At 61.6% G+C, this 17899-nt stretch carries 14 protein-coding genes; 11 read left to right on the top strand and 3 right to left on the bottom strand.

Going from position 1 to position 17899, the window contains the following annotated elements:
• The first annotated feature begins 1163 nt into the window (after positions 1-1163).
• Complete coding sequence (locus ABEA12_RS10570) at positions 1164-1571, top strand: hypothetical protein (protein ID WP_210102323.1); 408 nt, start codon at positions 1164-1166, stop codon at positions 1569-1571.
• A 179-nt stretch (positions 1572-1750) separates the two neighbouring features.
• Here the strand turns inward: ABEA12_RS10570 and ABEA12_RS10565 are convergent, their stop codons facing one another.
• A complete protein-coding gene (locus ABEA12_RS10565) occupies positions 1751-1879 on the bottom strand; it encodes a hypothetical protein (RefSeq protein WP_345468050.1) in 129 nt (42 codons plus the stop codon).
• A gap of 158 nt (positions 1880-2037) precedes the next feature.
• Here ABEA12_RS10565 and ABEA12_RS10560 point away from each other — a divergent pair, with 158 nt between their 5' ends.
• From ABEA12_RS10560 to ABEA12_RS10530, 7 genes are all read left to right on the top strand, one after another.
• Positions 2038-3267, top strand: coding sequence for a cytidylyltransferase domain-containing protein (locus tag ABEA12_RS10560; RefSeq protein WP_345468047.1), 1230 nt, complete (start codon positions 2038-2040; stop codon positions 3265-3267).
• An 82-nt stretch (positions 3268-3349) separates the two neighbouring features.
• Positions 3350-4243, top strand: a complete 894-nt coding sequence (locus ABEA12_RS10555) for an N-acetylneuraminate synthase family protein (protein ID WP_210102321.1) — start codon at positions 3350-3352, stop codon at positions 4241-4243.
• A gap of 100 nt (positions 4244-4343) precedes the next feature.
• Positions 4344-5363, top strand: a complete 1020-nt coding sequence (locus tag ABEA12_RS10550) for a glycosyltransferase family 2 protein (protein WP_210102320.1) — start codon at positions 4344-4346, stop codon at positions 5361-5363.
• On the top strand, positions 5360-6727 hold the full coding sequence (locus ABEA12_RS10545; protein WP_210102319.1) for a polysialyltransferase family glycosyltransferase: 1368 nt from the start codon (positions 5360-5362) through the stop codon (positions 6725-6727). Before ABEA12_RS10550 ends, ABEA12_RS10545 begins: the two co-directional genes overlap by 4 nt.
• Positions 6714-7742 (top strand): hypothetical protein, encoded by a 1029-nt coding sequence (locus tag ABEA12_RS10540; RefSeq protein ID WP_210102318.1) that lies wholly within the window; start codon positions 6714-6716, stop codon positions 7740-7742. The genes ABEA12_RS10545 and ABEA12_RS10540 overlap by 14 nt, the downstream gene beginning before the upstream one ends.
• A complete protein-coding gene (locus tag ABEA12_RS10535) occupies positions 7739-8971 on the top strand; it encodes a DUF6716 putative glycosyltransferase (protein ID WP_210102317.1) in 1233 nt (410 codons plus the stop codon). The genes ABEA12_RS10540 and ABEA12_RS10535 overlap by 4 nt, the downstream gene beginning before the upstream one ends.
• Before the next feature lie 130 nt (positions 8972-9101).
• A complete protein-coding gene (locus ABEA12_RS10530; RefSeq protein ID WP_210102316.1) occupies positions 9102-10187 on the top strand; it encodes an inositol-3-phosphate synthase in 1086 nt (361 codons plus the stop codon).
• A gap of 83 nt (positions 10188-10270) precedes the next feature.
• Here the strand turns inward: ABEA12_RS10530 and ABEA12_RS10525 are convergent, their stop codons facing one another.
• Positions 10271-11956, bottom strand: coding sequence for a formate--tetrahydrofolate ligase (locus tag ABEA12_RS10525; RefSeq protein ID WP_210102315.1), 1686 nt, complete (start codon positions 11954-11956; stop codon positions 10271-10273).
• Between the two features lie 243 nt (positions 11957-12199).
• Between ABEA12_RS10525 and ABEA12_RS10520 the strand changes: the two genes are divergently transcribed.
• Positions 12200-13096: a Cof-type HAD-IIB family hydrolase gene (locus ABEA12_RS10520; RefSeq protein ID WP_345468036.1), complete on the top strand. Its 897-nt coding sequence runs from the start codon at positions 12200-12202 to the stop codon at positions 13094-13096.
• An 818-nt stretch (positions 13097-13914) separates the two neighbouring features.
• On the opposite strand, the gene ABEA12_RS10515 is transcribed toward ABEA12_RS10520, so the two are convergent.
• On the bottom strand, positions 13915-15354 hold the full coding sequence (locus ABEA12_RS10515; protein WP_210102312.1) for a CCA tRNA nucleotidyltransferase: 1440 nt from the start codon (positions 15352-15354) through the stop codon (positions 13915-13917).
• 171 nt (positions 15355-15525) lie between these two features.
• On the opposite strand from ABEA12_RS10515, the gene ABEA12_RS10510 reads away from it, so the two are divergent.
• Together ABEA12_RS10510 and murJ are read left to right on the top strand one after the other, a co-directional pair.
• Positions 15526-16071: an NUDIX hydrolase gene (locus ABEA12_RS10510; protein WP_210102311.1), complete on the top strand. Its 546-nt coding sequence runs from the start codon at positions 15526-15528 to the stop codon at positions 16069-16071.
• Positions 16055-17785, top strand: a complete 1731-nt coding sequence (gene murJ / locus ABEA12_RS10505) for a murein biosynthesis integral membrane protein MurJ (RefSeq protein ID WP_210102310.1) — start codon at positions 16055-16057, stop codon at positions 17783-17785. Before ABEA12_RS10510 ends, murJ begins: the two co-directional genes overlap by 17 nt.
• Positions 17786-17899 lie beyond the last annotated feature (114 nt).

The following is a 17899-nucleotide window of genomic DNA, read 5'->3' as shown; positions in this document are numbered from 1 at the left end:
CGACGACCGGATACTGCGGGTACTGCTGTACTGATTTACTGCCGGGGTTACTGGTCCTACTAAACTGCTGCGGCCGTCTCAAACTGCTCGACGACCACGCCCTCCGGCTACTGCTGTACTGCTGGTATTGCTGGTGTTGTTTTACTGCTGTGGCCGCCTCAAACTGACCGTCGACCGGGTACTGCTATGCGGGGTTTTCCAAAAAAAACAACTGCTCCTTCCTTGGTCGGGGAATCGTTCTCCTTCCCGCATGACAAAAATATAATAGTGCTTCCTGGAAAAATCAAGTTCCCAAATTTTCTTACTTTTGTGAGCAGGGTTGGACGCCAATCCAAGCGAGTTTGCTGGATTACAGCGCGGTCTCATCGGGATGTTCAGGGATGACCTAGCAGTAGCGGCATGTTGTGCGCTTATGTTTCATTACTATCAACGAATCGACCTCTTTCTTTGCTGCCAGAGTAGGTGCCTCGTCCCACTTAAGGGTCTATCTGGATTGCCATCGGAGAGTCTGCTGAAGGAGATTTTCGGGCTGGAGTGCGTGACTGTTCCGTCAGACCTAGCAGGTGGTGCAGTTGGGGAACGCCGCTGATACGACTACTGCCCCGATAGCCAGGGGGCCGATCGATTCGCCATCGCCATCGCCATGACTAAACGATCTACTTGCCTGACAGTAACGTCGGATATTTAACCCGGGGGTGGCTTGTGAATTCATCAAATATCCGACGCCAAGGATCAGTGTCCGATAAGAATGCTTCAGAGACCCTGCCCCGGAGTTGCATTCAGCCCCGGGTTCCAGCGGTCCGCGGTGTAATGCACGCAGTACACGCGCCCCTGTAATGACCTCCAGGCCTTGCCATGCTCAATGCCCACGAAGCAGCGGAGCCAAGAATACAAACCAGACAGAATGTCGATCAACGGGCACACTTTGGGCGGGGAACCGTACAACCGTCGGATATTCGACTTTTTCCCGAGCCATTCCCAACAAAGACAAGACGCAAGCACTGTGACATTACTTTCCTGAGCCGAATGGAACAAAACTACAGTTGCGCGTTCTACGAAACCAGGTCTGCTTCGACTCGAAACGTATGCCATAGCAGGTGTTCGCTGTACTATTCAGCTCAATCGCTGAAGACTGACACCCGGAACTGGAAGTAGGACATGACGTGGGATATCCACTCCAAATCGCGGCAATGTTGGCACTCACGTTTGGTTTCTGGCTATTCAACACAGGCGGTACCAACCCAGATCTCACTTGGGGCCAGTTCATGACCTCCCTGGCTTTCATAGCTGCAACGTCGATCTCCCTTTTCTTGGTAGGGCTGCGAAAAGTCCGGCTCCCCCGCGCTTCATACTGGTGGCTAACAGGCGTGGTTTCCCTCTTCGGTGCGATCCTGCTGGTCGGGATATACGCCAGCTACACCTCGGGAGCTGAAGGAGCGGACATCGGTGGCATACTACTTATGCTCTTTGGTGCTTTCGGGCTAGCTGTCGCCGAGCTCATCGCTCTCCTATGGTCAGTAGGCGTTGATGTGGCCGGGCGAATCAAAAGCCTTCGGGGCGTGGCTGCCTGACGGCACAACTCTTTCAAACAACAAAAAACGGGTCCAATTTTTGATTGGGCCCGTTTTTAGTGCGGAGAGTGGTCGCTCACCCGGTGCGTCAAGATGTTGATAAGTCGCGCGGACTCAGATGCTTCAAGATCCCGGCACTCGAGACGCCGCATGAATACAGACCACTTGAATAGCGGTTGTTACCAGTAAGCCACCCCGGTGTAGGTCGCGGTGGCCGGCCAAGGTGCTGTCAGCCCCCCGGCGAGCATGTCATCCGCCAGAAAGAGCACGGTGGACCACTGGAATTTCACGTACTCAACCCGGTCCATACCCATCGGCCATTGCGCCGCATGGCAAAATTCCGGGTCGGGGGCCCGCTGCAGCGGAAACCGGATACGCCCCGGCAGACCAGATGTTTCCTTCTCGTCGCCCAGCGTTAACCTCGAAGGCCCCACCTGGTTGTTTTACCCCGATAGCGTCCTTGATTGTGAGGACGAACAGTGAAGCGAAAACCCTGGCCATCATCCCGGCACGTGGAGGATCCAAGGGAATCCAGCTAAAAAACCTGCGCAGGATCGGCGGCCAAACCTTGTTGGCCCGGGCCATCACATCCGCATTTTCCACGCCGTCAGTTTTCGACGTAGTGGTCAGCACGGACGACCCGGATATCAAGGAAGAGGCACTGGCCCACGGTGCAACAGTCATCGACCGCCCGGCAGATATCGCCGGTGACACAGCAAGCAGCGAATCGGTGTTGTTGCACGCCCTGGGCACCCTGGACGTACTCCCCCACATCACGGCCTTCATCCAATGCACCTCCCCGGTGATCGACCCCGCCGACCTGGAAGGCGCAATTTCCACGGTCTCCTCCGGCGCTGCGAACGTGAGCTTTTCCGTGGTTCCGGACCATGGATTCCACTGGAGGTGCACCGAGTCCGGGGCCGCACATGCCAGTGGACATGATGCCCACCGGCGCCCGCGCAGGCAGGACCGGGAACCGCGATTCCGTGAAACCGGGGCATTCTATGTCATGGAAACGGCCGGATTCATCGAAGCCGAACACCGATTCTTCGGCTCACTGGCACTGGCCCGGGTGCCCGAGGAACACGGTATCGACATCGACACCGAGGCCGATCTTGACATGGCCCGTTGGCAGCTCGGACACAGTGCACCGACAACCGTGATCGATGTGGACGCGCTGGTCACCGACTTCGACGGGGTCCACACCCCGGACACCGCCTATCTCCATGAAGACGGATCCGAATCCGTGAGGGTTTCCCGCTCCGACGGCATGGGCATCTCACTGCTGAAGCGAGCTGGAATCCATCTGCTGGTCCTGTCCACCGAGACCAACCCCGTGGTGACCGCCCGGGCGCGGAAGCTCGGCGTCCAGGTCGTCCAATCCGTGGAAGACAAGGCCGCCGTGCTCAGGGGATGGATCCAGGATCTAGGACTGGATCCTGCACGAGTCGCCTACCTGGGAAATGACGTCAACGATCTGGGTGCCATGGAGTCCGTAGGTTGGCCGCTCGCCGTGGCCGATGCACGCGGTCCGGTCCATGCCGCGGCACGCCATCGCCTCTCCACCCCGGGAGGGCACGGTGCCGTGCGCGAGGCCGCAGACCTCATCCTCGCCGGTAATATCTCAAAAATTCATATTCCTAAAGCGACATATCTACAGGACAAACCGAGCATTCGTCTCTCCCCCGTCTTCTAGTCCCCTAAAGTTTCCATCCGCCCCACCGCGACCCGGCCACCAACTTCCACACCGGCCAGGCAACCAATGAAAGGCACGCACCATGACTATCACCACCATCGAAACCGCACCCGTCGCCATCGGCCAGCAGCTGCTGGGCACCGGTCAGTCCGTCTATGTCATCGGCGAGATCGGCATCAACCACAACGGTGACATGGAGATCGCCAAGCAACTCATCGACATCTCCGCCAAGGCCGGCGCCAACGCCGTGAAGTTCCAGAAGCGCACCCCGGAGATTTCCACCCCTCTGGACATGCGCTCCAAGATCCGCTCGACCCCGTGGGGAGAGATGACCTACATGGACTACCGCCACCGCGTCGAATTCGATGCCGCCCAATACAAGGAATTGATCCGCTACGCAGCAACCCAGGGCCTGCATGTCTTCGCATCGCCATGGGATGTCCCGTCGGTCCACTTCATGGAGGATCAGGGGGCAGTGGCCCACAAGGTCGCCTCCGCCTCGGTCACCGACCTCGAGCTGCTGCGCGCGCTTCGCGAGACCGGCAAACCAATCATCCTGTCCACCGGAATGTCGACCATCGAGCAGATCGACACCGCCGTGGAAACCCTGGGCACCACCAACCTGGTGATGATGCACGCGACCTCCACCTACCCGTTGCCGCCGGAAGAGGCCAACCTGCGCACCATCACCACGCTGCGCGAGCGCTACCAAGTCCCCGTGGGCTACTCGGGCCATGAGCGCGGCCTGCAGATCTCGCTGGCCGCCGTTGCCTTGGGCGCGGTCACCGTCGAACGCCACATCACCCTGGATCGGACCATGTGGGGCTCCGACCAGGCCTCCTCGCTGGAACCCAAGGGCTTCGAGGCGCTCATCCGAGACATCCGCATCCTGGAGACGGCCATGGGAGATGGCATCAAACGGGTCTTCCCCGGAGAGCTGGCACCACTGAGCAGGCTGCGCCGCATCGATTCCTAGCCCCGCGCCCTCCTGCCCGTGTCGATGTCCGCCTTGCCCGGTGGACGTCAGCACGGGCACCGTGCACCTCCCAGATCCAAAGGACCGACCCAAGATCCCCATGCCCTCTACCTCGACACCCACCGGTAGCGCCTCTGGCGTTCCGGGCCTCATCAGCGTCATCATCCCGGCCCTGGACCAACAGGATTTCATCGCCGACGCCCTCGCATCCCTGGCCAACCAGCAGCTAGGCGGCCGGGAACTCGAGGTCCTGCTCATCGATGACGCTTCCACGGACGCCACCGCGGTGCTGGGCGCCGGGTTCGGCGCCCAGCTGCCCGGACTCAGGATCATCTCCCATGGCACCACCTTGGGGGTCTCTGCGGCACGGAACACCGGGCTGGAGCACGCCACCGGTGAGTTCATCGCGTTCCTGGATCCCGACGACTGGATGGGACCGGAGCAATTGCGGCTTCTGGCCCAGGGTCTTGAAGACCTCGGCGTGGACTTCGTGCGTTGCGACCACGTACGGGTGAGCGGCACCAAACGCGAACTGCACCGCGCACCGCAGGCACGGCGCAACACCACGCTCGATCCGGTCCAGGACATCGCCCCCATCCACACCGCCTCCATGATCGACTACCCCTTCGTCTGGGCCGGGATGTACCGAACCGACGTGCTTGCCGCAGCGGCGCCGCGCTTCAAGGATTCATTGCGCACCTGCGAAGACAGGGAATGGTTTTGGCGCCTCTGCCTGAACGCAGAAAGCTACGCAGTTCTGGACGCCCCGGGGATCTTTTACCGGCGAGGGGTCCCCGGCTCACTCACCGGGATCTTCGACGAGCGTCAGCTCGACTTCCTGCCCGCCTATGCATCGATCCTTTCAATGGCAACGGAGGGATGTGCAGAGGCCGGGCACGGCGCCAAGGCAATGCGGCAGTTCTTTGCCATCGCCTGCCACCACCTGGCGCGCTCAGAGCAGTTCACGCCCGCCTTGCGCACCCGGCTCCGCGGCGGGACGGCAAAACTGCTCGCTGAGTCCCCCGCGGAACTTGTCGCCCGGTCCCTGGACCAACTCGATGCACCCCGACGCAAGATCCTCACCGGCCTGCGCGCCTCACTCTCAGGTCAGGTGGCATGATCCAGCTCATCGTCGCCTCAAGCTACTTCCAGCTGGTCTCGCTGGCCGCCATGGTCGATGCAGGCCTGCTCCCCGAGGCCGATCGCCGTGTATTGGTGCTGGCCAACGGCAGCCAGATGCCCGAGATCACCCTCCCGCTGCATAGAAGTCCCGGCTTCGGGACCTTGGCGGCGAGGTTCGACGCCGTCGTTGACCTGGCCGCGCTGCTCTGGCCGCTGACACCAGGGCAGTTCAACCCGCGCACCGAGGAGCTGGCATTGTTTGAACGGCTGCTGCGCAAGGACTGGGACCTGGGAAGCGCGGAAGTCTCCTTGGTGCTCGAATCCATCCAGGCCAACCCGGCACGGGCACTGGCACGGATCTTCGCCAATGCCCCGATCAGCGTGCATTCGGACGGACTAATGTCCTACGGTCCCACCCGGTCCCGGCTGCCACTGCACATACTCCAACGACTGGAAGGGACCATCCACATCGATCTGGTCCCCGGCCTCGAACCGCTGCTGCTCACCGAGGCGAACCCCAAGCGCACTGCACTTTCCGGCGGCCAGTTGGCCGCGGGCTTCAACGAGCTGGCACTGCACGTTGGTGATCCGCTTCTTCCGGAAGCCCGCTCGGCGGCGCTGGTCCTGGGGCAGTACCTGGGCTCCTTGGGGATCCTGGATACCGCACGGGAACTGACACTGCACCGGGACATGCTTTGCGCGGCCCGCGATTCGGGGGCCACCTCAGTGGTGTTCAAACCCCATCCCAGCGCAGGCCCCACCGCTGCCCGCCTCTTGCGCTCCAACGCCAGGGAGCTGGGCCTGGAATTCACGATCCTGGAGACGGCGCTGCTGGCCGAGACGGTCATCGCCCTGATAGACCCGGTCGTTGTCATCTCCTGCTTCTCCACCGCGCTGCTGACCGCCAAATACGTACTGGGTGTCCCGGTGCAGGCGGTGGGGACCACGATGCTGCTCCAGGAGCTTGCCCCCTACCAAAACAGCAACCGCATCCCGCTCTCCATCATCAACGCACTCCTGGTCCAGGGCCTGGAACCGCCGGCACTGGATCGGGACCACCGAAACCAGCTGCCGGCGTTGCTGGCTGCCGTGGCGTTCTGCATGCAGCCCGATAACCTTCCCGCCCTGCGCGGGAACGCCGCGGCATTCCTCGCAGCGAACTACCCGCGCTTCAGCGCACACTTCAAGACAAGGCGCCTGGCGGCCCTGGATCTTCCGCCGTCATGGGCACACCCCTCGCCCCGAACGCGCGGCACGCATTGGAGGCGCAGGATCACCCGCCGGTCGATGCGCGCCGGTGCTGCGGCACTGGAACACCTGGCCCGCACGGCGCAGAGGACGGCCCGCCGTGTATCAAACTGAGCACAGGATCATCCAGCACCTCGCCCGACCCCGCTTCGGCCACGCCGAGGTCTGGGTCGAATCCCCGCTGCAACTGCTCTCCGCGATCGAGGCGCATGGCGCCGGGCTGATGGGCACCAGCAGCCGCATCCACCCGCGCGAAGGCACCACGGTGCTGGATGCGACACTTGCCGAGCTCGTGGCCCAGGCACCGGAAGGGGTCTCCTTCGCTGCACCTACCTGCACCCCGCCGGTCCCCGGATCCGCGGGATCCAGGCGCTGGGTCACCGGGGATGCGTACTCCGGCAGGATCCAACGCGCGCTGCTCGGACCCCTCGGGGTGCAGGAAATCATCATCATCGATGACGGCCTGGCCACCCTGGGGCTCATCAAGGCACTGATCAGCGAGGAACCCACCGCGCTGGTTCGCCCGCGTTCGGCCGCGGGAGCTGCACGTCGGGCCCTGGGCATCGCCTGCTGGTACAGGTTGCGTGCGTTGGCCCGGGCCAAGCGGCTGTTGGTCTTCACCGCCCTCCACGTGGAGCCGGAGGTGGCAAACGCGTTCCTCGCCCTGGGCGGGCACCTGGAATCGCACGGCTTCGAATGGCTCAACACCCGCCCGGTTCCAGCGCGCATCCCAGAGCCCACCGTGGTGGTCGGCTCGGCCATGGCCGCGGACGGGCTCATCGAGGAAGAGCCCTACCTTCGCTGGTTGCGCTCCTTGGCCCAAGACGGGCCGGTTGCCTACTTCCCGCACCGCCGCGAGTCCGCCGGCTTTCTCCAACGGCTTTCGGCCCACGAGGCCATCGCGGTGCGCGAGCACACGATTCCCATTGAGATGCGCCTGCGCGCACTGCGCCGCGGCCAAGTCGTTCGGGCACTGCCCTCCACCGCGCTGCCGTCCCTGCGCCTGGTGCTCGGTGGCTCAGGGGTGCGGATCACCGGCAAGGACATCCCGGAAACCTGGTGGAAGCCGGCCGCCTCACCCGGGCTTAGGGCCCACCTGTCTTCCTCCCTGGAGCTGCTTGCCACATGAATACCGTTGGACCCAGGCCCCGCATCGTTGCGGTGGCCGACTCGGACTCGTACCTCAAGCTCGCCTGTACCACGCTCTCGGCGCTCGGCCCTGGGTGGGAGCGCCGCGTGGTGCTGGTGCGCACCCCCATCGAACCCACCGCCGAGCAGGTTGCCGCGGCCACTGCCGGAACCTGCTTCGCCGGCCAGCCGGTCCCCGTGCTGCCCACCGCCGCGTTGACCTACACCACCCTCGATGCGGACATAGTCTTCGCTGCGGCCACCGGTCCTGTGGTCAGCGAACTGTTTACCAAGCTCTTGCGCACCGGTGCCAGGGCGCAGCGCCCCGCGGCACTGGTCTCCGCGTTGCCGGGACTGGCCTACCCAGCGACGGCCAAGGGCTGGGCATATCGGTGCAGTGCCGACGCCTTCATCGTGCACTCTCTCATCGAGGCCCGTGAATTCACCCGGCTCGCCGAGCAGCAAACCGGGCATCGGCCCGAGATCCTCATCTCCAGGCTCCCGTTCCTGCAAAGCACCGGGATCCCGCAACAACATCCCGGGAAGATCAATACCGTGGTGTTCGCCGCCCAGGCCAAGGTCCCGGTGCAGCGCACGGACCGCATCAGGATCCTGCTGGCCCTTCAAACCGTGGCCCGGCTGAACCCCGGGCTGCGGGTGGTCGTCAAGCTCCGCGCCCGGGCAGGGGAACCACAGACCCACGCCGAGGCCCACCCCTATGATGAATTGTGGGAGGAGCTGGCCTCGGGCCCGAAGCCCGTAGGCGGGAACGTGGAATTCATGACCGGAGCCATGGATCCGGTCCTGGCCCCCGGTTCGGCGTTGCTCACCGTTTCCTCCACCGCGGCCCTGGAAGCCGTGGACCGCGGGCTGCGGGTCTTGGTGTTGACCGACTTCGGGCTCAACGACGAGATGCTCAATTCGGTTTTCCACGGCTCCGGGGCCCTGGGAACTCTTGAGGACCTCGCGGATCTGGGATTTCGCTTTCCAAACCGGGAGTGGCTTGAGGAAAACTACTTTCACCACCAGGACGCCGGGATTTCCCCGGCACTGGCCAACTATGCATCCCGGGCCCGCAACCGGATGCTCGCTACGTCCGAGGGACAACTGGCGATGACCCGCAAGGCCGCCTTGCGCCAGCGTGTCCGCACCGCCCTTCCTCGCCGGGCGCTGCGCACATTGCTGCGGATCAGGCGTGCTTTGCAAGGGGCCAAGCACTGCCGCAGCTGATCGACCAGCTTGACTTCCACCACTGAACCACGCCGATGGGAATAACCGGCCGGCATTCTCACTTAGCATTGTTAGTGTGCTGGACGGTGGGCCTTCCCCTGCCCAGAAGTTTTGATTTTGAGGAGACAAGGTGTCGGAAAATCCGATTCGGGTTGCAATCGTTGGCGTAGGCAACTGCGCCACATCATTGGTTCAAGGTGTCGAGTTCTACCGTGATGCGGACCCGCAGGCCACCGTGCCCGGCCTGATGCACGTCCAGTTCGGCAAATACCACGTCAATGACGTGCAGTTTGTTGCCGCCTTCGACGTCGATGAGAAGAAGGTCGGACTCGATCTGTCCGAGGCCATCCTCGCCTCGGAGAACAACACCATCAAGATCGCCGACGTCCCGAGAACCGGCATCACCGTGCAGCGCGGCCATACCCTTGATGGCTTGGGCAAGTACTACCGCGAGACCATCACCGAATCCCCCCGCGAGGCCGTGGATGTGGTGGCCGCGCTGAAGGACGCACAGGTCGATGTCCTGGTTTGCTACCTGCCCGTCGGCTCGGACGCAGCAGCGAAGTTCTACGCCCAGTGCGCCATCGACGCCGGCGTGGGCTTCGTGAACGCACTTCCGGTCTTCATTGCCGGGACTAAGGAATGGGCGGACAGGTTCACCGCCGCCGGTGTCCCGATCATCGGCGACGACATCAAGTCCCAGATCGGTGCAACCATCACCCACCGCGTGATGGCCAAGCTGTTCGAGGACCGCGGCGTGGTCCTGGACCGCACGTATCAGCTGAACGTCGGCGGCAACATGGACTTCAAGAACATGCTTGAGCGCGATCGCCTGGAATCCAAGAAGATCTCCAAGACCCAGGCAGTCACCTCGAACACCTCGGCCCCGCTGGGCGAAGACGACGTGCACATTGGTCCCTCCGACTACGTTGCCTGGCTTGATGACCGCAAGTGGGCCTTTGTCCGCCTTGAGGGCCGCAATTTCGGTAATGCCCCGGTGTCCCTGGAATACAAGCTCGAGGTCTGGGATTCACCGAACTCCGCCGGCGTCATCATCGATGCCGTGCGTGCCGCCAAGATCGCCATGGACCGCGGCATCGGAGGACCGATCCTCTCGGCATCGTCATACTTCATGAAGTCCCCGCCGGAGCAGTTCAACGACGACATCGCCCACGAAAAGGTCGAGGCCTTCATCCGCGGCGACATCGAACGCTAGATTACGCACCCTCCACGCCGGGGTTAAATGTCGAAGCCACCACTTTCGTGGTGGCTTCGACATTTAACCCCGTTCCGGCACGCCTATGACAAGCCGACGGCGTTCCCGTTCTCATCGACATCCATGCGCATGGCGGCCGGGACCTTGGGAAGGCCCGGCATCGTCATGATCGCACCGGTGATCGCCACGATGAACCCCGCCCCGGTCTTGGGAATGAGGTCGCGGACCTGCACCGTAAACCCTTCGGGGGCACCCAGCAACGTCGGATCATCGGAGAACGAGTACTGCGTCTTGGCCATGCACACAGGGAGGCCATCCCAGCCGTTGGCGTTGATCTGCTCGAGCATCCGCTTGGCCGCGGCAGAGTATTCAACACCGTCCCCGCCGTAGATCTCTTGGACTACCGTCAGGATCTTCTCCTCCACCGGCCTGGCCAGCTCGTAGAGCGGGGCAAAGTTGTTCGGTGCCTCGATGACACGCATAACCGCGGCGGCCAGATCTCCGGCCCCCGCACCGCCTTGGCCCCAGACATCGGCCACGGCACATTCAATGTCGTTTTCGGCCGCCCACCCGGTGATGACGGCAAGCTCGGCGTCGGTGTCTTCGGTGAACCGGTTGATGGCGATCACCGGTTGGACCCCGAACTTCTTGATATTTGATGCATGTCGGGCGAGGTTGGCCATGCCCGAACGCACGGCCTCGACGTTTTCGGCCTTCAAAGCGTCCTTGGCCACTCCGCCATGCATTTTCAGCGCACGGATCGTGGCAACGATGACCACCGCATCGGGGTCGCATCCGGCATAGCGAGCCTTGATGTCCATGAATTTCTCGGCACCCAGGTCGGCTCCGAAACCCGCTTCTGTGACCACCACGTCGGCCAGTGACCTTGCCATGTTGGTGGCAATGGCCGAGTTGCATCCGTGGGCGATGTTTGCGAAGGGGCCGCCGTGGATCAACGCGGGAGTTCCGGCCATCGTTTGGACGAGGTTGGGCTTGATCGCATCCTTGAGCAGCATGGTCATCGCCCCGGCAGCGCCCAAGTCGTCAACGGTGACCGGGGTCTTCTCATAGGTGTAACCGATCGTCATGCGTCCAAGCCTGGCGCGCAGGTCGTTGAGGCCGGTTGCCAGGCAGAAGACGGCCATGACCTCCGAGGCAACGGTGATGTCGAATCCCGCTTCGCGCGGAACACCTTCGGTGGGACCGCCTAGGCCGATAACAATGTTGCGCAACGCCCGGTCGTTCATGTCCAGGACCCGTTTGAAGGTAATCCGCCGAGGATCGATACCCAAGGCATTGCCTCGGTGAAGATGGTTGTCCAGGATCGCCATCAACAAGTTGTTCGCACTGGTGATGGCATGGAAGTCCCCGGTGAAATGCATGTTGATCTCATCCATGGGCAGGACTTGTGAGTATCCGCCGCCGGTGGCGCCGCCCTTCATGCCAAAGATCGGTCCCAATGACGGCTCGCGCAAGGCAATCATCGTTTTTGACCCAGCGGCTGCCAACCCATCCCCCAACCCCACCACGACGGTGGATTTCCCCTCGCCAGCCGGAGTCGGGGAAATGCCGGTCACCAAGACCACCTTCCCCGGTTTCACTCCGCGGTCGGGCAACAGCGCCGGGTCGATCTTGGCCTTGTACCGACCGTAAGCCTCCAGTGCGTCCTGCGGAATGCCCGCGGATTCCGCTATCTCGAAAATTGGTTGGAGTACCGCCCGCGAGGCAATCGCAAGATCGCTCATGTCGGTTTCTGGCGTCACTGTCATCGTGTGTCCCCTATCTGGATTCCCGATGTTCGGGGATGAGGAAGACCAAGGTTTTTGGTTTTCCTTGAATCACCTTCAAGCTACCACCGCCACTCCGCAAACGTCTCCAAAGCCAAGCCGGAGAAGAGCTGCTGCATTCGTTTCAGCATGGTGTGAGCCCGACATCGAGCCAGTGAAGGCCTCAACCGAGCTACTGTCAAGAGCGATTCCGTCCCACGACAGAGCGATGGGAGAATGGACCCCATGCCCACAAATCCCCCATTCGCCCTACTCCTTGACGTCGACGGACCGATTGCTTCGCCGGTGACCCGCGATGTTTCCCCGGAAATCATCGCAATGTTCCTGGAACTCTCCGCCTCAGGAATACCTATCGTCTTCAATACCGGGCGTTCGGACGACTTCATCAAGCACGAAGTCATGGAACCGATGATCGCCGCGGGAATGCCTCCGACGCTAAGTATCCACGCCATCTGCGAGAAGGGCGCCACCTGGTTCACCTTTGATTCAAAAAGGGCCGGGGAGGTGCATGTGGACCACAAACTTGCCGTTCCCGGGAACTTCTCGGATGGGATTCGCCAGCTGGTCACCTCATCCTTCAGTGATTGCATGTTCTTCGACGAAACCAAGCTCGCCATGGTCTCCGTCGAGCAGAACCTCGATACATCAGATACCGACTACCGCCGTGCCCAAACGGAATTTGATGCGGCAGCCTTGGAAGAAATGGCTCGGCTCGGGCTCGGTGTGCGCCGCCATGACATTGCGAGGCCCGACACGAACGGCGACACCAACTTCCGGATCGATCCCACAATCATTTCAACGGACATCGAATCAATGGCCCTTGGCAAGGATCTGGGGGCCAAGCGGGCCTTGGGCATGCTTGCGGCAGACGGAATTGTTCCCGATTCATGGTTCACCGTCGGGGATTCGCGCACCGACTACGCGATGGCCGACTGGCTAGCGGTCAATGGCCATGAGGTCAGCCATGTGGATGTACGTCCGGGTGATGGCATTCCATCGGGAAAGACATATCCTGTCCTCACTGCGACGGACCTTGGACTGGCGGAGGAGGTCATCCATGACCATGCCGGTCTCGCTTTTTTACGCCACTGGCGTGGACTGCTTGGCGCAAGCCTCAGCTAAAACACCTGCTTAAGCGGCAAAGCCCGCCGGTGAAGCCGGCGGGCTTTGCACAGTGGGTTTCAGTTTTATTCATTGATCTTGCTCCTGCTTTCGGTGAACGAGTCGAATTCCGGACAGGCCGTTCAAGCCTTGCCCTAATTCACTCACCGCACGCGGAAGACCATGTCGATCGGAAGGTGGTCACGCAGTTCACGATCCCGGATATCCGGGTTGAACTGTGTCTGAAGCCAAGCCTTGTTCTTCGGCTTTCGGTTTTTTGCAGCCACGGTGGTTACCTCCCCTCATCCCGGTTGGAGGTGCGGAAGGTGGCATGCTCAGCAGGCCTCGTGGTGCGGGCATGCAACACTTCAGGCCCGGCGAATATCAATTCGGCGGAGCGTGTAGCCATGGTGGCGATCGAAGGGATCGGGGTAGACATGATGAAAGTTCCTCAAGGATTTGGTCGATTAATGACTCATCAGCCTCGGGAACTTTCGAAAGCTAGCTACTGGCTAGCAAGGCGCCATTCCGGAGGCAGGGGGAGTTGCTCTGGCGGTAGAGCCGCCGAAGTCATTGCGAGGCACGTAAAAGCCGCCGAAATTCATTGAAATAACCATCATTCCCACCTCCTTTTCTGGAAGAACATGCCAGGAGAAACTGGCGCCAACATTGTCTTGTCGATCTCGATGTCTCATTGAGACTTCTCAATCACAAGACCAACGATACACACAGGTATGCCAACGCGCCACTCCTTCGGGGATATCGCGAAGGTAAAAGACTTGGTCCCGGCGTGTCGCTGAAGACACGCCGGGACCAGGTCTTTCGAAGGCTGCCGTTGACTACTGCTGATCTGACTCCGGCTGCTGCGCCCACCATTCGCGGAGGGCCGAAACCGCCTCGTCCGCGTCAATGGGCCCATTGTCCAACCTGCGTTCCAGCAGGAAATTGTATGCGCGCCCAACCACCGGACCCGGCTTGATATCCAACAGTTCCATGATCTGTTGCCCATTGAGGTCCGGCCGCACTGCGGCCATTTCCTCCTGCTCACTGATTTCGCCAATGCGGGTCTCAAGGTCGTCGTAGGCGAAACTGAGCCTATCCGCTTTCTTCTTGTTGCGGGTCGTGACATCGGAACGTGTCAGGCGATGCAGACGCTGCAGTAGGTCCCCGGCGTCGTGCACGTAGCGGCGCACGGCCGAATCGCTCCACCCCGCGTCTCCGTAGCCGTAGAACCGCATGTGCAGCTCAACCAGTCGCGCAACGGCCTTTGTGGTGTCGTTGTCGAAGCGCAAGGCGCGCATGCGTGCCTTGACCTGCTTGGCACCAACAACATCGTGGTGCCGGAAGCTGACTGCACCGCTTGGCTCGAACTTGCGGGTTGCCGGCTTACCGATGTCATGCATCAGAGCCGCGAAGCGCAACACAAAATCCGGACTGGGCACCGGGCCATCTGCATCGCTTTCCAGTTGCATTGCCTGTTCCAGCACCGTCAACGAGTGCTGGTAGACGTCCTTGTGCCTATGGTGCTCATCAATTTCCAGGCGCAGCGCGGAAACCTCCGGGAGCACGATGTCCGCAAGTCCGGTTTCCACCAGCAGGTCGATGCCTGCACGCGGATCGATCCCGTTGATGAGTTTGACCAGTTCATCCCTGACCCGTTCAGCCGAAATGATCTTGATGCGGTCGGCCATTTCCGTCATGGCCGTGCGTACCTCGTCAGCCACGTCGATTCCGAGCTGGGAGGCAAAGCGCGCCGCCCGCATCATCCGCAGTGGATCATCGGAGAAGGACATCGACGGTGTTCCCGGGGTCCGAACCTCGCCGACGGACAGATCAATCGCGCCGTTGTAGGGATCAACCAGTTCCAGGCCGGGCAGTCGCAGAGCCATGGCATTCATCGTGAAGTCGCGGCGGTAAAGATCGTCCTCCAGCTTCTCGCCGAAGGCCACGATGGGCTTGCGCGAGGAGGGGTCGTAGGCATCCGCCCTGTAGGTCGTCACCTCGATGGTGTGTTCGCCCTTGCGCAGGGCAATGGTTCCGAAATCGCGCCCCACTTCCCAGGTTGCATCCGCCCAACCCTTCACCGCCGCAAGGGTTTCATCCGGGGAGGCACTGGTGGTGAAGTCCAGGTCCGGGGAGACACGGCCCAGGAAGAGGTCCCGCACCGGTCCTCCGACCAATGAGAGCTCAAAACCGGAATCAACGAATCGTTGTCCCAGCTCGAAGATGACGGAGGGCAGAACGTCGGTCAGGACCTGTGGGGACGGTAGTTGCTGCATAGTTCTTTAAGGGTGCCAGACTTTCTTGATAGTGCCATGATCCCCACCACTTCAATTCCTCGTTAGCTTCCCCACACCGCAACGACGCCAACCGATGAACAGAATTGGGCTAACACGCGCCGATCGTGCAGGGCGGCCAATATACGACGCATAACCTATAGAGTGGATTCCATGGCCCATCCAGTTCCCAGCGCCCCGAAGCGCACGCCGTTGACTGCGTCAATGGCGCATGCGCAGGCGCAAGTGAGCCCGGGCCACCATCCACTTCCCACCGTGGAAGAAGTTTCGGCCGGCGGCGTGGTCATCGACACGTCCCTTCCCACCCTTCCGGTGGCCATCATTGCCAGATACAACCGTGGCGGACGCCTCGAATGGTGCCTGCCCAAGGGACACCCCGAAGGCGTGGAAACCAATGCAGAAGCCGCAGTCCGCGAGATCGAGGAAGAAACCGGGATTGCCGGGGATATCTTGGCCCCCTTGGGCTCAGTCGACTACTGGTTCACCGTCACCAACTACCGTGTCCACAAGACGGTGCACCATTTCCTCCTGCGTGCCACCGGCGGCGAACTGACCATTGAAAACGATCCAGACCACGAGGCCGTAGACGTGGCATGGGTGCCCCTGCTTGATCTCGGCAAACGACTGTCCTTCCCCAACGAACGGCGTATCGCCGATCTTGCGCGTGAAGTGCTCCCCAACTATGTCCCAGGTACCTAAACACGGCGCGCGCCCCGGCACGCCATCCAACCCCCCGCGAGTTTCCGAGCCAAAACGGCCACAAGGACATTCCAAGGCGTATGCCCTGATGGCCTCGGGCACCTTGGTGTCGCGCATCCTTGGTTTCGTCCGTACTGCACTGCTGGCTGTTGCCATCGGTTCCAGCACCACGATGGCCGACATCTTCGAGAAGGCGAACGTCATCCCGACGATCATCTTCATGTTGCTGGCCGGTGGCATCTTCAACGTGATCTTGGTGCCGCAGCTCATCAAGGCGTCAATGGCCTCTGACCGCGGATCCGCGTACACCTCCAAACTGGTGACACTCACCATCGTGGTGATGGGCCTGCTCACGGTGCTCCTCGTTTCCATGGCCGGCCCATTGATCAAGGTGCTGACCCTGGAATGGACCCCCGCCATGATCGCCATGGGAACGGTGTTCTCCTACTGGTGCCTTCCACAGGTGTTCTTCTACGGCGTGTTCGCGGTGATCGGCCAGGTATTGAACGCCCACAGCCGCTTCACCGCCTATATGTGGGCACCGGTGGCCAACAACCTGGTCCAAATCGTCACCATTGGCTCCTTCATCGTGTTCTTCGGAGCTTACGGCGGCCAGGACCAGCTCGCTGGCTGGAGCAACAAGCAGACCGTTCTCCTGGCCGGTGGCGCCACGCTGGGGATCGTGGTGCAGGCATTGGCCCTTTTCTGGCCGCTGCGCCGCATCGGGCTGAACCTGCGCCCGGACTTCGCGTGGCGCGGCATGGGGCTGCGACACGTAGGCAAGTTGGCCATGTGGACGTTGGGTTCGATGATGGTCGGCAACATCGCCTCGCTGGTCAATTCCAAGTTCGTTTCCGCGGCGACCCCGGCACGTAAGTTGCTGGAGGGCGGAGGCGCGTCGATTCCCGGCGAACAGGCGCTGAACACCTCCCAGCTGATCACGGTGCTGCCGCACTCCATCTTCGCGTTGACCCTCGCCACGATGCTCTTCAACGAATTCACCAAGGCCTTCCAGGAGAAACGGCGCTCCGACATCGGCCCGTTGCTCTCCAACGGCCTACGCACCACGGCCGTGCCCATCGTCTTCGCGTCGGTCGCATTCATCGTGTTGGCCGGGCCCTTGGGTCGTTTGTTCGCAGGTAGCTCGCCGACCTCGATGCTGCAAGGCGCAGCCATCGGGCAACTACTGCTGCTGACAAGCCTGGGATTGCCGTTCAAGTCCATCCACTTCTTCATGATCCGGGTCTTCTTCGCCGAGGAAGACACCAAGACCCCCATGCTGATCCAGACGGTCATTGCCGTGTCGACGGTCGTCCTGGCTTTCACGGCCGTGCAGGTCCTTCCGACGACCGATATTGCCCGTGCCGTGGCCCTGATCTATGGGGCCACCAACGTCCTGGCCGCCGTGATCGCACACTTCTTGATCGTTCGCCGGTACGGCGATTACGGAACCACCAGAGTCTTGAACAGCTATCTCCGCATCGGTGTGATGGCCACCCTTTCAGGGGCTGTCGGTGTGGGTGTGCTATGGCTGCTGGGTGGCTACAACTGGGGATTCGCATGGAGTTCAATCGGTACCGCCATGATCTCCATCGCCATCGTCGGTGCGGTCATGGCTGTCGTCTACATCATATTGTTGAAGTTGATTCGTTCCGAGGAACTCGATAGCTTCCTGGGTCCGCTTGCCCGCCGTATTCCGGGCTTGAGGCGATAGATCGAGTTGGCCTATGACCCGAGTTCTCCGACGCACCCCGTCATTGATCTTGGTCTTCGCGACTTCACTGGTCCATCCCGGTAACATGGAACGGGGTACCCACGAGGGTGCCGG

This window comes from Paeniglutamicibacter antarcticus (genome assembly GCF_039544305.1).
Lineage (GTDB): Bacteria > Actinomycetota > Actinomycetes > Actinomycetales > Micrococcaceae > Paeniglutamicibacter > Paeniglutamicibacter antarcticus_C.
The sequence above is the reverse complement of the archived record's forward strand: the minus strand, read 5'-3'. Positions and strand labels throughout refer to the sequence as shown.

Excerpts from the sequence above, each read along its gene's own strand:
- ABEA12_RS10545 (WP_210102319.1), top strand. The coding sequence starts at position 5,360 with ATGATCCAGCTCATCGTCGCCTCAAGCTACTTCCAGCTGGTCTCGCTG.
- ABEA12_RS10550 (WP_210102320.1), top strand. The coding sequence starts at position 4,344 with ATGCCCTCTACCTCGACACCCACCGGTAGCGCCTCTGGCGTTCCGGGC.
- murJ (WP_210102310.1), top strand. The coding sequence starts at position 16,055 with ATGTCCCAGGTACCTAAACACGGCGCGCGCCCCGGCACGCCATCCAAC.
- ABEA12_RS10535 (WP_210102317.1), top strand. The coding sequence starts at position 7,739 with ATGAATACCGTTGGACCCAGGCCCCGCATCGTTGCGGTGGCCGACTCG.
- ABEA12_RS10565 (WP_345468050.1), bottom strand. The coding sequence starts at position 1,879 with ATGGACCGGGTTGAGTACGTGAAATTCCAGTGGTCCACCGTGCTCTTT.
- ABEA12_RS10515 (WP_210102312.1), bottom strand. The coding sequence starts at position 15,354 with ATGCAGCAACTACCGTCCCCACAGGTCCTGACCGACGTTCTGCCCTCC.
- ABEA12_RS10510 (WP_210102311.1), top strand. The coding sequence starts at position 15,526 with ATGGCCCATCCAGTTCCCAGCGCCCCGAAGCGCACGCCGTTGACTGCG.
- ABEA12_RS10520 (WP_345468036.1), top strand. The coding sequence starts at position 12,200 with ATGCCCACAAATCCCCCATTCGCCCTACTCCTTGACGTCGACGGACCG.
- ABEA12_RS10555 (WP_210102321.1), top strand. The coding sequence starts at position 3,350 with ATGACTATCACCACCATCGAAACCGCACCCGTCGCCATCGGCCAGCAG.
- ABEA12_RS10525 (WP_210102315.1), bottom strand. The coding sequence starts at position 11,956 with ATGACAGTGACGCCAGAAACCGACATGAGCGATCTTGCGATTGCCTCG.